This window comes from Nocardia macrotermitis (assembly GCF_009604405.1).
Taxonomy (GTDB): Bacteria; Actinomycetota; Actinomycetes; order Mycobacteriales; family Mycobacteriaceae; genus Nocardia; species Nocardia macrotermitis.
On the sequence record NZ_WEGK01000019.1, the window covers coordinates 92,499 to 108,501 of the forward strand.

At 67.6% G+C, this 16,003-nt stretch carries 12 protein-coding genes; 8 read left to right on the forward strand and 4 right to left on the reverse strand.

Going from position 1 to position 16,003, the window contains the following annotated elements:
- The first annotated feature begins 359 nt into the window (after nt 1–359).
- Both NRB20_RS32165 and NRB20_RS32170 read left to right on the forward strand, forming a co-directional pair.
- On the forward strand, nt 360–1,595 hold the full coding sequence (locus tag NRB20_RS32165) for a benzoate/H(+) symporter BenE family transporter (RefSeq protein ID WP_319945680.1): 1,236 nt from the start codon (nt 360–362) through the stop codon (nt 1,593–1,595).
- A 45-nt stretch (nt 1,596–1,640) separates the two neighbouring features.
- Nucleotides 1,641–2,462, forward strand: a complete 822-nt coding sequence (locus NRB20_RS32170) for a sulfurtransferase (protein WP_406603903.1) — start codon at nt 1,641–1,643, stop codon at nt 2,460–2,462.
- Nucleotides 2,463–2,508: 46 nt separating this feature from the next.
- On the opposite strand, the gene NRB20_RS32175 is transcribed toward NRB20_RS32170, so the two are convergent.
- On the reverse strand, nt 2,509–3,213 hold the full coding sequence (locus NRB20_RS32175) for an HNH endonuclease family protein (RefSeq protein WP_153415175.1): 705 nt from the start codon (nt 3,211–3,213) through the stop codon (nt 2,509–2,511).
- A gap of 763 nt (nt 3,214–3,976) precedes the next feature.
- Here NRB20_RS32175 and NRB20_RS32180 point away from each other — a divergent pair.
- From NRB20_RS32180 to NRB20_RS32195, 4 genes are all read left to right on the forward strand, one after another.
- Nucleotides 3,977–4,939: a superantigen-like protein SSL4 gene (locus tag NRB20_RS32180; RefSeq protein WP_153415176.1), complete on the forward strand. Its 963-nt coding sequence runs from the start codon at nt 3,977–3,979 to the stop codon at nt 4,937–4,939.
- Nucleotides 4,940–5,100: 161 nt separating this feature from the next.
- Nucleotides 5,101–7,950, forward strand: coding sequence for a DEAD/DEAH box helicase (locus NRB20_RS32185; RefSeq protein WP_153415177.1), 2,850 nt, complete (start codon nt 5,101–5,103; stop codon nt 7,948–7,950).
- Nucleotides 7,947–8,714 carry an SWIM zinc finger family protein gene (locus tag NRB20_RS32190; protein WP_153415178.1) on the forward strand — a complete coding sequence of 256 codons (768 nt, stop codon included), beginning with the start codon at nt 7,947–7,949 and terminating at the stop codon, nt 8,712–8,714. Before NRB20_RS32185 ends, NRB20_RS32190 begins: the two co-directional genes overlap by 4 nt.
- 85 nt (nt 8,715–8,799) lie before the next feature.
- Nucleotides 8,800–9,576, forward strand: coding sequence for a helical backbone metal receptor (locus tag NRB20_RS32195; RefSeq protein ID WP_153415179.1), 777 nt, complete (start codon nt 8,800–8,802; stop codon nt 9,574–9,576).
- Nucleotides 9,577–9,817: 241 nt separating this feature from the next.
- Here NRB20_RS32195 and NRB20_RS32200 read toward each other — a convergent pair whose 3' ends face one another.
- The 3 genes from NRB20_RS32200 to icmF all read right to left on the reverse strand — a co-directional run bounded on the left by NRB20_RS32200 (nt 9,818) and on the right by icmF (nt 13,780).
- Nucleotides 9,818–10,222 (reverse strand): type II toxin-antitoxin system VapC family toxin, encoded by a 405-nt coding sequence (locus NRB20_RS32200; RefSeq protein WP_153415180.1) that lies wholly within the window; start codon nt 10,220–10,222, stop codon nt 9,818–9,820.
- Nucleotides 10,219–10,482 (reverse strand): FitA-like ribbon-helix-helix domain-containing protein, encoded by a 264-nt coding sequence (locus NRB20_RS32205; protein ID WP_153415181.1) that lies wholly within the window; start codon nt 10,480–10,482, stop codon nt 10,219–10,221. The genes NRB20_RS32200 and NRB20_RS32205 overlap by 4 nt, the downstream gene beginning before the upstream one ends.
- Nucleotides 10,483–10,549: 67 nt before the next feature.
- A complete protein-coding gene (icmF, locus tag NRB20_RS32210; RefSeq protein ID WP_153415182.1) occupies nt 10,550–13,780 on the reverse strand; it encodes a fused isobutyryl-CoA mutase/GTPase IcmF in 3,231 nt (1,076 codons plus the stop codon).
- Nucleotides 13,781–13,975: 195 nt separating this feature from the next.
- Here icmF and NRB20_RS32215 point away from each other — a divergent pair, with 195 nt between their 5' ends.
- Both NRB20_RS32215 and NRB20_RS32220 read left to right on the forward strand, forming a co-directional pair.
- Nucleotides 13,976–15,058: an enoyl-CoA hydratase/isomerase family protein gene (locus NRB20_RS32215; RefSeq protein ID WP_153415183.1), complete on the forward strand. Its 1,083-nt coding sequence runs from the start codon at nt 13,976–13,978 to the stop codon at nt 15,056–15,058.
- Between the two features lie 98 nt (nt 15,059–15,156).
- On the forward strand, nt 15,157–15,969 hold the full coding sequence (locus tag NRB20_RS32220; protein WP_153415184.1) for an enoyl-CoA hydratase: 813 nt from the start codon (nt 15,157–15,159) through the stop codon (nt 15,967–15,969).
- The last annotated feature ends 34 nt before the right edge of the window (nt 15,970–16,003 follow it).

Sequence of the window (16,003 nt, forward strand, 5' to 3'; positions counted from 1 at the left end):
CCCGGGACGATGGCGAAATGGCCTCCACCGAACCGCAGACCAGTGAACCCGCCCCGCGGTCCGGTCGAACCTCCGCCGAACCCGATCCGAACTCGACCGACGCCCGAGATCAACCGTGGGATGGCGTCGAACCGTGGGATGGCGTCGATACGAGACAACCCGTGCAATCCGCCGCAGCTCAGAGCGGTCTCGTCGTGCCGGAAATCGCGGACCAGCAGGACGGCATTGCCGCCGCGCCGAACGCGGTTTTGCTGGACGGTCACGCCGCAGCGAGCGATGGGGGTGTGCGGAAACGGAACGTCGGAGCGCGGGGAGCGGGTGACGGCTCGGACGGCGCGGCGAGACTGAACGACGACGGCGTGGCGAGGCCGGATGGCGACGGCGCTGATCCCGGGATCTGGCAGCCGGTCAGTGCCGGGATCGTGGCCGCGCTCGTGGGATTCACCAGTACGTTCGCGGTGGTGCTGGCCGGGCTGACCAAGATGGGGGCCACGCCCGCGCAGGCGGCGTCCGGGCTCTTGGCGATCTGCGCGACGCAGGCCGTCGGGATGCTGGTGTTGAGTCGGCGATATCGGATGCCGATCGCGCTGGCGTGGTCGACGCCCGGGGCGGCGCTGCTGGCCGGGACGGGCGCGGTGTCCGGTGGCTGGCCCGCGGCGATCGGCGCGTTCGCGGTGGTGGGCGTGTTGATCGTGCTGAACGGATTTTGGCAGCGGCTGGGGCGGTTGATCGCGGCCATCCCCGCCGAGATCGCGCAGGCCATGCTCGCCGGTGTGCTGATGCCGCTGTGTCTGGCCCCGATGCACGCGCTGACGGTCAGCCCGGCGATCGTGATCCCGGTGATCGCGGTCTGGCTGGTGTTGCAGCGGTTCGCGCCGCGCTGGGCGGTGCTCGCGGCGTTCGCCACGGCCGCGATCGGCGCCGGAATCGATATCGGGATCGAACATCGTCGCCTGGATCTGGCGGCGATGGTGCCGAGGCTGGAATTGACTGTGCCGCACTGGAGTTGGCCCGCGATGATCGGCGTCGCGATACCGCTGTACATCGTCACCATGGCCGCGCAGAACATTCCGGGCGTGGCCATCATGGAGTCCTACGGCTTCCGGGTGCCGTGGCGCTCGGCGATGACCGTGACCGGTATCGGCACCGTGCTCGGCGCACCCGCGGGCGCGCATGTGATCAACCTGGCCGCGATCAGCGCGGCACTTTCGGCCGCACCGTCCGCGCATCCGAATCCGCGGCGGCGCTGGATCGCGGTGTTCACCGTCGGCTGCTCCTATCTGGTGCTGGCGCTCGTGTCCGGCGCGTTGGTCGTCCTGGCCGCCGCCGCGCCCAAAGGTGTGCTGGAAACCGTTGCGGGACTTGCCCTCATCGCCACGCTCGGCACCGCGCTGACCGCGGCCCTGGGCGCGGCCGACCATCGGATCGAGGGCGCGGTGACCTTCCTGGTGGCGGCGTCGGGATTCGCGGTGTTCGGTATCGGCGCGGCCTTCTGGGCGCTGGTGGCCGGACTGCTGGTGCGCGGGGTGCTCTCGACCCGCCGCGCGAGCGATCCGCCACGCCCGCGCGACGGGGAACGTCCTGCCGTAGGCTGAGAGTCGTTCGCGTCCCGGGGGGCCTGATGTGGCAGAGGAGTCGGTGTGGCCCCGGTATTGATCTCGGCGGATGACCTGCGGAAACAGCTGGGCGACACCGCGTCCCGCACCCATCTGCTCGATGTGCGTTGGGCGCTGGGCGATCCGGACGGCCCGCAGCACTATCTGGACGGCCACATCCCCGGCGCGGTGTTCGTGGATCTGGAGACCGAATTGGCCGCCCCGGCCTCCCCGGCGCGCGGCAGGCATCCGCTGCCCGAGCTCGCGCATCTCCAGAAGTGCGCGCGGAGCTGGGGTTTGCGTGGCGGTGAGACGGTCGTGGTCTACGACGCGACCGGCGGTATGGCCGCCGCGCGCGCCTGGTGGCTGTTGCGCTGGGCCGGTATGGACGATGTGCGGATTCTCGACGGCGGCCTCCCGGCCTGGGAGCGGTCCGGCGGTGAACTCGCCGTCGGCGGCGAATCCGATCCCGCGCGCGGCGATGTCGTGCTGACCACGGGCCACCTGCCGACCATCGATGCCGATGGCGCGGCGAACTGGGACGGCCTGCTGCTCGATGCCCGCGCGGGGGAGCGGTACCGGGGTGAGGTGGAACCGGTCGACCCGCGTGCCGGGCACATTCCCGGTGCGGTGAGCGCGCCGACCGCCGAGAACCTCACCGCCGAAGGCACTTTCAAGACCGTCGAGCAGCTGCGGGCCCGGTTCTCCGGACTCGGCGCGGGCCCGGTCGCGGTCTACTGCGGGTCGGGCGTCACCGCCGCGCACGAGATCGCCGCGCTGGCCGCGGCGGGTATCGAGGCCACGCTCTACCCCGGGTCGTGGTCCCAGTGGTCCAGCGACCCGAAGCGGCCCGCGGCCACCGACTGATCGCACCGGTTCGGCACCGCCGCAACGATTTTCGCTCGCCCGCGCGTCAAGGGCAGTCATGGGCGGTGCGAGACAGGACGTCTCGGTCGGAGGCGGTGATGGGCAATGTGTAGTGGGCCGCGGTGGTGAGATAGCGGCCCGCGTAATAGCAGCGGTAGGCCGATGCGGGTGGTAGCCAGTCGGCGGGCGTGCGGTCGCCCTTGTCCTGGTTGGCCCGGCCGTCGACGGCGAGCAGATTGAATTCGGTGTCGTTGGCGAAGCGGATACGTTGCGGCAGTGGCCAATCCGCGGCACCCATATCCCAGGCCGCGGCCAGCGGATAGATGTGGTCGATCTGCACCTCACGGGCGCGGGATCTGTCGAAGGCGATATCCCTGCCCGTATAGGGATCGTGCAGGGTGCCCGCGGCGACCACGCATTTCTCGGTATTCATTCGGAACCGCACCGCGCGTAACTGCTTGCCGAGCACATCATTACGGGTATCGCAGGCTCCGGACCCCGCCTCCCAGGCCGGACCGAATACACAGCCCTGCCCCGCCGCGCAGCCGCGCTCGTACCCGCCGGGATGTGGACGACGCGGCAGTACCCGCACCGCGGCCAGCAGTCGTTCCAACTGGGCCCGCGTGGGACTGCCCGGCGCGGGTTCGGATCCCCCGAACCACCCCGGCCCCTGTAACACCACGACAGCCACCAGCACCGCGACCACCGGCGCTGCCAGTGCCAATCCCCATCCGCCCCTGTTCGAATGCATGGCACAACTTCTACACGGCGGTACCGACAGATTTCGGAAATAAGGCCGCGACCGGGCGATCGTCAATGGGATTGCGCGTGGCGCGGGATTGCTTACGGCACTGCGGAATACGGGCTCGGAGTCCCCGAAATCGTTGAGTCGGGGCCGTGCATCGTGTGCGGCTGTATCGGCCATACAGGTGTGGGCGTTGATTCGGCGGCGTGGTGCGTGCGGGATGGGGAGATCGGGTCGGGCTTCCGTCCGTGTCGAGATGCCTTGTGGCCGTATCAGATTCATCCGGCTGGGCCGGTGCTTCGAGGTCGCCGGTGTAGAGGTGATCGCGCGCCCAGCGCGCTGCGGCTGATCGGTGTTCCGTCGCGGTCGCGGGTATAGAGGTTGGAGGTACGCGCAGTGTGCCCACTTCGGGGATGCGTGAATTTGCCGGAGGGAGTGAGGGCCTATGTGAAGCATGTCGATGGCGAGATGGCATGTGGCCGTGAATGGATGCGTGAGTGCGTCCGAGTAAAGGGTGCGGAGTCCGAGAGGTCGGCGCGGCGGGAATTTCGGCGTGTCCGGGGGCGGTAGGCGTATGTGAGGCGCAATTCTGCTGGTAGACAGGGCTGTTCGGGGCAGCTTTATACATGTGGAACAGGCGTGCGTTACTGTGCGCCTGATCACATTGGTTTCGTGACAACGTTATTCGCTGGTTACGATCCTGCGTGCGCACGTGACTTGGGGTCACGGGGGGCTGTTGTTTCCGAAATTGATGAGGTGAGTGGTTCACGTGGCAGGTCGGCACAGAAAGTTCGGCACGGCGGCGCGACGGGTGATGTTGCCCGCGGTGGGGGCGATTCCGCTCGCACTGGTCGTCGGTTGCTCGAGTACAACTCATCAGGCGGGGTCCTCGTCCACCGCGGCGTCCACCTCCGAGACCGCGCCGACCCAGGAGTCGACCGCACCCACCGCGCCCAAGGCGCCGGGTACGGCGGTCACCCCGCCGTCGAGCAAGGAGCAGGGCCCGCAGCCGCAGTCCCTCCCGTCCGGTACGCCGCAGCCCGGCGTGACGCCGTCGTGGTCCGACAGCCTCTACACCCCGCACACCGTGCAGCCGGGTGTGACTCCCGGTGTGACCACGGTGCAGCCGGGTGTCACGCCCGCCGAGCCCGCACCGGCTTACGTTGTCCCGCCGAACTTCCGGCCCATCCCGCAGGATCAGTACGAGCCTGCTCCGGCCGTCAACTGGACCGAGTTGCACGCGCCCACCGCCGTCAAGCCGGTCAAGCCGATCGCTCCGCCGCCGCGGACCCTGCGCCTGGGTAACTTCACCTCGCCGGTCCCGGATGCGGTACCCAACGACGTTCTGAACAACGTGAACGTCACTGCGGCAACGGCTGAGGCCAATCTCTCCACCAGCATGAACTCGGTCGGTATCAACCCCAACCGCTCGGACAAGGTTGCCGCTGGCGCTTTGGCTGGTGCGGCCTTGGGCGCGACTGTGGCCGGTGTACCGGCTGCGGTGGCCGGTGGCGTCGTAGGTGGTGTAGTGGGCGGTGTGATCGGACTCGGCCTCGGTACCGCTGGTGTGGCCATTGCGCCCTATCTGGCTCCGATCGACATCGTCGGCGGAACCGCCGGTGGAGTAGCGATCGGTGCCGCAGTCGGTGCTGCGGCAGCAGGTATCCCCGCTGCCGTCGTCGGCGCTGCAGTCGGCGGCGTCGCCGGTGCCGCCATCGGCAGCGCGGTCTAACGGAACCCGTACCTCGATCTCGAATAACTGTGCCGCAGAACCGATCCGGTTCTGCGGCACAGTTCTGCTCGCTGTAGCCGCTCGACGTCATGTCCATACCTGCCACCTGCGGCGATCCGATCCCGTGTCGAGTTGTCAGTGGTACCTGCTTGGATGGGTGAATGCTGCACGGATTGTGGACACCCGGGGCGGGGCTGGTGCTGTGGCACCAGCCCGGGGCCGATGCGGTGTCCGCGATCGATGCGGTGAGTTTGCCTGATCCGCTGGGTGGGGTGATGCAGGCGGCGCGGTTCCGGCATCGGGCGCGGGTGCTGGTTGCGGACGCGGAAGGGGGTGCGGGGGAGGTCGAGGTGCGGGGGCATGCGCTCGCGCCGTCGATGGCCGTGCGGGTGTTGTTGCAGCGGTTGCCGCCTGCGGTTGTTGCCGGTGATCTGCGGTTTCTCGCGCATGTGGCGGGTGGGGTCGAGCGGTGGGTGCGGGCGGGGCGGATCGTGCCGGAGGTGCGGCGCGACGACGGTGAGTGGTGGGTGCGGTGGCGGCTGGTCGGGGGCCAGCGGCAGCGGGCCTGGCTGGCCGAGTTGGCCGCGGCGATGCCGCCCGCGCTGCGGGTGGCCGGACGTCCGGCGGCGCTGCTGGAGGATCTGGTCACCGAGCTGACCGATCCGATCGCCCGCCTGCACCTGGACACCGCCGCCATCGGATCGGGGCGGCAGCCCGCGCATCCGCTGCTGACCGCGCTGCTTGCCGACACCCCGCTCGAGTCCGGTTCGCATCGCGTGGCCGACGTGCTCGACCAGTGGCGGACCAGCCTCACCACCGGCGAACCCGAACTCGTGCTGCGCCTGCTCGAACCCGACGAGGATCCCGGTCAGGACGACGCCACCGTCGACGCGCTGTGGCGGCTCGAGGTCTGTATGCGTGTGGAAGGTGAAGCGCCGCAACCGGTTCCGGTGCTCGGCGATCCCGCGCTGGTGCGGCTGGCGGGCGAGCGGGTGAGTGCGGCGATCCAGGCGTATCCGATGTTGCGGGAGCTGCCCCGCGATCCGCACGGGATGGATTTCCTGCTGCCGACCGCGGTCGTGCAGGATCTGGTCGCCCACGGCGCGCACGAATTACGTTCCGCGGGAGTGCATCTGCTGCTGCCGCGGGCCTGGCGGATCGTCGCGCCGAGCATGCGCTTGCAGGTGCAGAGTCCCGCGGCCACCGAAACCGAGGTCGGCATGAGCGGATTGGTCGCCTACCGCTGGGAGTTGGCGCTCGGCGATATCGTGCTCACCCCGGCCGAGATGTCCCGGCTGGTGCAATCGAAATCCGATCTGGTGCGGCTGCGCGGGCAGTGGGTGCAGGCCGATCACCGCTCGCTGGCTGCCGCCGCGATGTATCTGGACGGTCGCACCGACGAGCAGATCGGCTCGCTGACCGCGCTGTTGGCCGAGATCGCCGCCTCCGAGGTCCGGAACGTGCCGATCGAGGACGTCACCGCGAACGGCTGGGTGGCCGAACTGCTGGACGCGACCCGCTCGGCGGATCCGGTCGAGCCACCCTCGGGACTGAAGGCCCAACTGCGCCCCTATCAGCTGCGCGGCCTGTCCTGGCTGGCGACCATGAACAGGCTCGGCTGCGGCGCGATCCTCGCCGACGATATGGGCCTGGGCAAGACATTGCAGGTCCTGGCCCTGCTTGTGCACGAAAGAGAAAGCGCCGCAGCGGATTCCGTGCCGGATCCGACGCTGCTGGTGTGCCCGATGTCGGTGGTCGGCAACTGGCAGCGCGAGGCCGAACGTTTCGCCCCCGACCTGCGAGTGCTGGTGCATCACGGCTCGGCTCGCCGCTCCGGCGCGGAACTCGATGCGGCCGTGGCGGATTCGGACCTGGTCATCACCACCTACGCCCTGCTCGACCGCGATCTCGCGGAACTGAAACGGCAGACCTGGCGACGGATCACCCTGGACGAGGCGCAGCACATCAAGAATGCGAACACACGTCAGGCGCGGGCGGCGCGCGCCCTGCCCGCCCCGCATCGGCTGGCGCTGACCGGAACCCCGGTGGAGAACCGGCTCGAGGAGCTGCGTTCGATCCTCGATTTCGCGGCGCCGTCGTTGCTGGGCAAGGCATCCCAGTTCCACGCGCGCTTCGCGATCCCCATCGAACGCGAGCGCGACGAGAACGCGATCACCCGATTGCGCGCGGTCACAGCACCTTTCGTGCTGCGTCGGGTGAAGACCGATCCGGCGGTGATCTCCGATCTGCCCGAGAAGATCGAGATGACGGTGCGCGCCAACCTGACCGTGGAGCAGGCCGCGCTGTATCAGGCCGTGGTGGACGATATGGTCGCGAAACTGAAGGATGCCAAGGGGATGTCTCGGCGCGGCGCGGTGCTCGGCGCGCTGACCAGGCTCAAACAGGTGTGTAATCATCCCGCGCATTTCCTCGGCGACGGATCGGGGGTGCTGCGGCGTGGCCGGCACCGGTCCGGCAAGTTGGGGCTGGTCGAGGATGTGCTGGAATCCGTGCTGGCCGATGGTGAGAAGGCGTTGCTGTTCACGCAGTTCCGCGAATTCGGCGATCTGATCGGGCCGTATCTGAACGAGCGGTTCGGTACGCAGATCCCGTTCCTGCACGGCGGGGTTTCCAAGCAGCGGCGCGATGGGATGGTCGAGCGGTTCCAGGGTGCGGACGGGCCGCCGCTGATGTTGTTGTCGCTCAAGGCCGGTGGTACCGGGCTCAACCTCACCGCCGCCAATCACGTTGTGCACCTGGATCGTTGGTGGAATCCGGCGGTGGAGAACCAGGCCACGGACCGGGCTTTCCGGATCGGTCAGCGGCGGGATGTGCAGGTGCGCAAGCTGGTCTGCGTCGACACCATCGAGGAGCGGATCGACGATATGATCAGCGGGAAAAGGGAATTGGCGGATCTGACCGTCGGCTCGGGCGAGAACTGGATCACCGAGCTGAGTACCGAGGAGATCGGCGCGCTGTTCGCCCTGGGTTCCGAGGCGGTCGGCGAATGAGCCCGTACATCGACTACGAGAAGTACGGTAAACGCCGTCCGGTGCGCGGTGGCGTCGAATCGCGCAGTCGCCGTGGATCTTTCGCGCGGACCTGGTGGGGGAGATCGTTCATCGAGGCCGTGGAACAGGTCGCCGACGCCGGTCGGCTGACGCGCGGGCGCACGTACGCGCGCGCCGGTCAGGTGGTGAACTACCACATCGAACCAGGTGCGGTGGCTGCGGAAGTGCAGGGCAGCCAGCCGCGCCCGTTCTCCGCCGCGCTCACCCTGCGCACGCTGCGCGACGACCGCCTCGACGAACTGATCGATCTGGTCCGCGCCACCCCCGGCATGCTCGCCCAGCTGGCCTCGGGCGCTCTGCCCAAGGAGTTGGGCCCACTGCTGCTACCCACCACCGCCGCCGAACTCGATTTCGCGTGCAGCTGCCCCGACGACGGCTGGCCCTGCAAACATGTCGCCGCGGTCTGCTACATCATCGCCGAACGCCTGGACGAGGAACCCTCGGTCATGCTCACCCTGCGCGGCCTGGACCTGGACACCCTCATCGGCGGCGTCCAGAACGACAGCGGCCCAACGGTTTCCGACGACCTCTACGGCGAAACCACCACCCTCCCCGCCCTCCCAGACCCCGAATTCCGCCCCGCCGTCGACGACCTGGACCCGATCCCCCTCCGCCAGGCTCTCCGCATGACCGCCGAAGACGAACACACCGCCGAATCCGGCCTCCGCGACCTCGACACCCTCTACGGCACGCTGGACCGCTAGTCCGGCGGCCCGGCGCGCTCGGCTGTGGGCTGCGCGATGCATCGCCCCGACCGAGCCGCGCCGAGCAGGGAATTATGGTGGACAGATGTCCGATGTCGACTTGATCGATGACCTCGGCGCACCGGTGTCGATAGTGCGCCCGGTGCGCCGCGTGGTGTCGCTGGTGCCCTCGCTGACCGAGGCGATCGAGGTGAGCTGCCCGGGATTGCTCGTCGCGGCGACCGACTGGTGCACGCATCCGCCGGAGCTGGCCGTCGAACGGGTGCGCGGGACCAAGAACCCGAATGTGCGGCGCATCGCGGAGTTGGCGCCGGATCTGGTGATCTGCAATCAGGAGGAGAATCGCCACATCGACGTGGACCGAATGCGGAATGCGGGAATCCCGGTGTGGGTCACCAGAATTCGCACAGTCGACGAGGCCTTTTCCTCGATGACCCGCCTTTTCGCCGACGCACTGGGCGTCCGACCCCCGTCCTGGTTGTCCGAAGCCGAATCCTGCTGGGCCGCACCGTCTCCGGAGCCACTGCGTAACGCGGTCATCCCGGTCTGGCGCGACCCGTGGATGGTGGTCGGCCGCGACACCTTCACCGGAGACCTGGCCCACCGCTTGGGATTACGCCTTGTGCACGCCGACCTCCCCGATCGCTATCCGACGGTGTCCACCGCGGACCTCATCTCCGGCATCGACCTGGCCGTCCTCCCCGACGAGCCCTACGTCTTCACCGATTCCGATGGCCCCGAAGCCTTCCCGAACATCCCGACAGCCCTCGTCTCCGGCCGCAACCTCACCTGGTACGGCCCGTCCCTCCTGACCGCCCGCACCGAACTGACCGCCCAACTAACCGCCGCCCGTTCCACCTGACCTGCCTCGGCCGTTGTTGGGGGTACATCGATTACGCTGAACTGCCGTGGAAGAGCAGGATTTGCCGTTGACGGGAGTGGTTCGCTGGAGCGAGCGCTTGCCACATAGTGCGCTGACTCGCGACGGCAGCGGGAACGATTGGGACCCGTCGGCACCGCGAAAGTTGGGCGCGTTTCGCGCCTCCGAAGATCTCTGGCGTGAACTCGCCAACGAGGCGTGACATTCACTGGTATTGATGGCCTCAGGTCCCAGGTACGATTGCTCGGACTCCAATTTCTTGGGCTGCCTTGGCAAGTCGCGCGTCACAGGTGATGAGAGGAACGCTGAAATCAATCGCCAACGCGACGTACGCGGCGTCGTAAGGGCTGATGGTATGACGAAATTGCCACACTGCTGCCAGTAGCCACGGCTCCGGTGGCGTGCAGCGAATCTCCGTAGTCCAGATTTGCTCGGCGAACGTCTGCGCATGGTCGCGTGTCAGGAGTTTGGCGAATTCGTATTTGCGCAGTGTGCGTAGGACTTCGATCGGCATATGAGCGGGTGCTGCCCAATCCGGGTCCTCGCCGAGTGCTGTGCGCGCGGCCTCACCTGCCGGACCGCGGTCGACCAGTGCGCGTATCCATGCGGCGGCATCGACAACTATCACTGGTGACCTGGCTCCTGATCGATGTCGAGGTCACCCTCATGGCCTTCTCGGATCACGATCTCGGGGCTCAGATGTGCAGGGATGTCGACCCTGAGGTCTGCGGTCATGCTGAACGCCTGCTTGTTTCGGAGCAGTCGCGCCTCGTGCTGGATCACGGCGAGCAGATACGCCTGCAATGACTGCCCGCGCTGGGCGGCCTGTTGGGCCAGTACGTCTCTGACATCCTCGGGTACGTCTCTGATCTGCAGCGCAATCGACATGCATGCATTCTACATGCACACAGGTCGATTGCGCTGAGTGTTGCCGCCGGCGCCCGAGCGAACAGCTCTAGACGTTGCGGCGGTACTGCCCGCCGACGGTGAAGAACGCGTCGGTGACCTGTTGCAGGGTGCAGACTCGGGCGGCGTCCATGAGGACTTCGAAGACGTTCTCGTCGGTGCGGGCGGCGGCGTCGAGGCGGGCCAGGGCCGCATGTGCGGCGTCGCGGTGATCGGCCTGGAAATCGTGGGTGCGGTGCAGCTGGGACTGTTTTTCTTCCTCGGTGCCGCGGGCCAGTTCGATTTCGCGGTGTTCCTCGCCGTGCGGGTTGCGGAAGGTGTTGACGCCGATGATCGGCAGCGTGCCGTCGTGTTTGCGCTGCTCGTACAGCATGGATTCGTCCTGGATGCGGCCGCGCTGGTAGCCGGTCTCCATCGCGCCGAGCACGCCGCCGCGCTCGGAGATGCGCTCGAACTCCCGCAGTACCGCTTCCTCGACCAGGTCGGTGAGCTCGTCGATGATGAAGCTGCCCTGCAGCGGGTTCTCGTTCATCGCCAGGCCCCACTCCCGGTTGATGATCAACTGGATGGCCAGGGCGCGGCGCACCGACTCCTCGGTGGGCGTGGTGACGGCCTCGTCGTAGGCGTTGGTGTGCAGGCTGTTGCAGTTGTCGTAGAGCGCGATCAGCGCCTGCAACGTGGTGCGGATGTCGTTGAAGTTCATCTCCTGCGCGTGCAGCGAACGACCGGAGGTCTGCACGTGGTACTTGAGCTTCTGCGAGCGTTCGTTGGCGCCGTACTTGTCGCGCATGGCCACGGCCCAGATCCGCCGCGCCACCCGGCCGATCACCGAGTACTCCGGATCCATACCGTTGGAGAAGAAGAACGACAGGTTCGGCGCGAAGTCGTCGATGTTCATGCCGCGCGCGAGATACGCCTCGACGTAGGTGAATCCGTTGGACAGCGTGAAGGCCAGCTGACTGATCGGGTTCGCCCCGGCCTCGGCGATGTGATAGCCCGAGATCGACACCGAGTAGAAGTTGCGAACGTCGTTGCGCACGAACCATTCCTGGATGTCGGCCATCATGCGCAGGCTGAATTCGGTGGAGAAGATGCAGGTGTTCTGGCCCTGATCCTCCTTGAGGATGTCGGCCTGCACGGTGCCGCGCACCGTGGCCAGCGTGCGCGCCCGGATGCCGGCGGCCTCGGCGGCGTCGGGTGCGCGACCCTCCGAGTCCGAGAACCGTTGCAGCGCTTGGTCGATCGCGGTGTTCAGGAAGAACGCCAGAATCGTCGGCGCGGGCCCGTTGATGGTCATCGACACCGAGGTCGTCGGCGCGGTCAGATCGAAGCCGTCGTAGAGCGCCTTCATATCGTCCAGCGTCGCGATGGAAACCCCTGAGGTGCCGACCTTTCCGTAGATGTCGGGCCGTTCGGCCGGGTCGTGCCCGTAGAGGGTCACCGAGTCGAACGCGGTGGACAACCGGGTGGCCTCGGCGTGTTCGGAGAGCACCTTGAACCGGCGGTTGGTCCGGAACGGATCGCCCTCACCGGCGAACATGCGCGCGGGATCCTCGTTGTCCCGCTTGAACGGGAACACCCCGGCGGTGAACGGGAAACGTCCGGGCAGATTCTCCGCACGCAGGAACCGCAGCAGCTCACCGTGATCGGTGAACCGAGGCAACGCCACTCGCGGAATCGAACTGCCCGACAACGACTTCCGCCGCAACGTCGTGCGCAGCTCGCGATCGCGGATGTGCACCACCTGCTCCTCGCCGCGATAGGACTCGGCCAACGCGGGCCAATCCTTCAGCAGCGCGGCATTGTTCGCGCTCAACTCGGTGCGGGCCGCATCCAGCAGCGTGGCCACCGCCGACTCGCCGTCGCTCGCCGCCGCATTCCCGACCAGTTCCTCGAGCACCAGCTCGAACCGCTGAACCCGTTGCGCGGCAACGATTTGCGCCGCGGTCTCGGCATGGTACGAACGAACCGTCTCCGCGATCTCGGCCAGATACCGCACCCGCGCGGGCGGGATGATCTGCGCGAACCGCGTCGAGGCGCGCGTCTCCACGCGCGGCAGCACACCCTCGGCGACCGGCAGCCCCGACTCGGCCAACCGCGCGGCCAGATGCTGGTACAGCGCGGTCACACCGTCGTCGTTGAACGTCGCCGCACTGGTCCCGAAGACCGGCATGTCATCGGGCGTACTGGTGAACGCCTCGCGGTTGCGGATCAGCTGCCGCGACACGTCCCGCAGCGCATCGGCCGCACCGCGCCGCTCGAACTTGTTGATGGCCACCACATCCGCGAAGTCGAGCATGTCGATCTTCTCCAGCTGCGAGGCCGCGCCGAACTCGGGCGTCATCACGTACAGCGAGAGGTCGACGTGGTCGATGATGGCCGCGTCACCCTGACCGATACCCGGCGTCTCCAGGATGACCAGGTCGTATCCGGCGGCCTTGCAGGCCAGGATCATGGTGTCGGTGTTGACCGGCAGTTCGTGGGCACCCCGGGTGGCCAGCGAACGGAAGTAGATGTGTTCACCGTCCAGCGAGTTCATCCGGATCCGGTCACCCAGCAGCGCACCGCCGCCACGCCGCCGCGTCGGGTCCACCGCCAGGATCGCGACGCGCAGCTTGTCCTGCTGATCCGAACGCAGCCGACGCACGAGTTCGTCTGTGAGCGAGGACTTTCCGGATCCACCGGTGCCGGTGATACCGAGTACGGGCACGTTCCGCGCGGCCGCCGCGGCCCGCAGCGTCGCGAGATCGGCCTCGGGCAGCGCGTCCTGCTGTAGACAGGTGATCGTCCGCGCGAGCGCCCGGCGATCACCGGCGAGCACGGCCTCGATATCCGCGGGCTCCCGCGACAGATCCACATCGCAGTCGCGCACGAGCTCGTTGATCATGCCCGGCAGACCCAGCCGCTGCCCGTCCTCGGGGGAGAAGATTCGCACCCCGGCCGCGGACAGGCGGTTGATCTCCTCGTCCACGATGACGCCGCCGCCACCGCCGAAGATCCGCACCTGCCCGGCGCCGGCCTCGCGCAGCGCGCTGGCCAGATATTCGAAGTACTCGACGTGCCCGCCCTGATACGAGCTGATCGCGACGCCCTGCGCGTCCTCGGTGAGCACCGCGTCGACCACCTCTTGGACGGCACGGTTGTGCCCGAGGTGGATGACTTCCGCGCCCTGCGCTTGCAGGATGCGCCGCATGATGTTGATCGCGGCGTCGTGCCCGTCGAACAGGGCCGCGGAGGTCACGAAGCGAACCGGGTTAACGGGAGTGTGCAGGTCGGCCATGACATCCTCCATCAGAGAGGCCGTCGAATAAATTTGATGTCCCGATAGTAGGACGTCAAAGTAACTGTACTGTGGCCGGGGTCGCCGCGCCAGCGTTCCGGCGCGTCGTGATGGGGTGGGTCACACCCGCAACTTCGAGTGGATATCCGAATCTAGGATGACCTAACAATGGCCCGACGGTGGGAAGGACAGCAGATGAGCGAGCCCGAGGTTCTGATCGAGGTGCGCGACGGGCTCGGCCTGATCACGCTCAACCGGCCCAGGGCCATCAACGCGCTCAACCACCCGATGGCCACGGCCATCCTCGACGCCCTGCGTAGCTGGGCCGACGACGACCGGGTGCGGACCGTGGTGCTCACCGGCGCGGGCGAGCGCGGGCTGTGCGCGGGCGGCGATATCGTCGCCATCCACCGCGACGCGAAGAACGCCGTCGAGAACGGCGACACCTCCGGCGTCGACTCGCCCAGCGGGCGGTTCTGGCGCGACGAATACATTCTCAACGCGCTCATCGGCCGGTACGCCAAGCCGTATGTGGCGATCATGGACGGCATCGTGATGGGCGGCGGCGTCGGCCTGTCCGGGCACGCCGGGTATCGGGTGGTGACCGAGCGGTCGATGGTCGGGATGCCCGAGACCGGAATCGGTTTCGTCCCCGATGTGGGCGGCACCTATCTGCTCTCGCACGCGCCCGGCGAGATCGGCACGCACGTCGCGCTGACCACCGCGCGGATGAGCGCCGGAGATGCCATCGCCGCCGGATTCGCCGACTATTTCGTTCCCTCGGAACAGATTCCGGCCCTGCTGGACGCGCTGCACACGACCGAACCCGATATCGCGATCGCGAAATTCGCTCAGCCGGCGCCGGTTTCGTCCTTCGTCGCGAACAAGGACTGGATAGATTCCTGCTACGGCGCGGACACCGTCGAGGAGATCGTGTCCCGGTTGCAGAGTGACGGCCGGGCCGAGGCCGCGCGTGCCGCCGCCGATATCCTCTCGAAATCACCTGTGGCGCTGAAGGTTACGCTGCGATCGCTGCGGGCCGCGGGCGCCGCCGCGAATCTCGAGGAAGCGTTGGATCAGGAGTATCGGGTCTCGATCGCCGCGCTGCGCACGCACGATCTGGTCGAGGGTATCCGCGCACAGGTCATCGACAAGGATCGCGACCCGCACTGGTCGCCGGCCACCCTCGCCGAGGTCACCGACGCCGACGTCGAGCCGTATTTCCGCGCACTCGGCGACCACGAATTGGGCCTGGCCGCACCGCGCGCCGCAGGCTGAATCATCGAGCAATTCGAATCATCAACCAAGCCGAGGCGATCGGTGACCACTCGGCTAGGGTCACCGATGTCCGGACTCGATCGGGAGAGGAACACCAGATGACTTCGCAGGACGAATCCGCACCGCAGGGCAGCGGACCGGAATTCGAGACCATTCTCCTGGAGCGCACCGGCCGCGTCGCGGTGCTCACGCTGAACCGGCCCAAGGCCCTCAACGCGCTCAATTCCCAAGTACTGCTGGATGTTTCGGCGGCGCTGGACCTGCTGGAGAACGACGAGAGCGTCGGCGCGGTCGTGCTCACCGGATCCGAGCGGGCCTTCGCCGCGGGTGCGGATATCAAGGAGATGCAGAGCAAGTCCTATATGGACATGTTCCTGGTTGATCACTTCGGCGGCTGGGACCGGGTGGCCGCGTTCCGCAAGCCGATCATCGCCGCCGTCGCCGGATACGCCCTGGGCGGCGGGTGCGAACTGGCCATGATGTGCGATCTGCTGATCGCCGCGGACAACGCGAAATTCGGTCAGCCGGAGATCAAACTGGGCATCATCCCCGGTATGGGCGGGTCGCAGCGGCTGACCAAGGCCGTGGGCAAGGCCAAGGCGATGGATCTCATCCTGACCGGCCGCAATATGGACGCCGAGGAGGCCGAGCGCGCGGGTCTGGTCTCGCGCATCGTCCCGGCCGCGGACCTGCTGACCGTGGCCCTCGAGACGGCGCAGACCATCGCGTCCATGTCGCTGCCCTCGGTGATGATCGCCAAGGAGTCGGTGAACCGGGCGTTCGAGACCACCCTCGGCGAGGGGCTGCGGTTCGAGCGCCGGGTGTTCCACTCGCTGTTCGCGACCGAGGATCAGAAGGAAGGGATGGCCGCGTTCGTGGAGAAGCGCGCGGCCGATTTCCACAACCGCTGAGCGCTGCGGGCGGGATATTTCCCGTAGTCTCGGC

What these genes read in the sequence shown, in the direction of transcription:
- NRB20_RS32175 (WP_153415175.1), bottom strand. Translation starts at nt 3,213, where the DNA reads ATGCATTCGAACAGGGGCGGATGGGGATTGGCACTGGCAGCGCCGGTG.
- NRB20_RS32185 (WP_153415177.1), top strand. Translation starts at nt 5,101, where the DNA reads ATGCTGCACGGATTGTGGACACCCGGGGCGGGGCTGGTGCTGTGGCAC.
- NRB20_RS32190 (WP_153415178.1), top strand. Translation starts at nt 7,947, where the DNA reads ATGAGCCCGTACATCGACTACGAGAAGTACGGTAAACGCCGTCCGGTG.
- NRB20_RS32195 (WP_153415179.1), top strand. Translation starts at nt 8,800, where the DNA reads ATGTCCGATGTCGACTTGATCGATGACCTCGGCGCACCGGTGTCGATA.
- NRB20_RS32205 (WP_153415181.1), bottom strand. Translation starts at nt 10,482, where the DNA reads ATGTCGATTGCGCTGCAGATCAGAGACGTACCCGAGGATGTCAGAGAC.
- icmF (WP_153415182.1), bottom strand. Translation starts at nt 13,780, where the DNA reads ATGGCCGACCTGCACACTCCCGTTAACCCGGTTCGCTTCGTGACCTCC.
- NRB20_RS32215 (WP_153415183.1), top strand. Translation starts at nt 13,976, where the DNA reads ATGAGCGAGCCCGAGGTTCTGATCGAGGTGCGCGACGGGCTCGGCCTG.
- NRB20_RS32220 (WP_153415184.1), top strand. Translation starts at nt 15,157, where the DNA reads ATGACTTCGCAGGACGAATCCGCACCGCAGGGCAGCGGACCGGAATTC.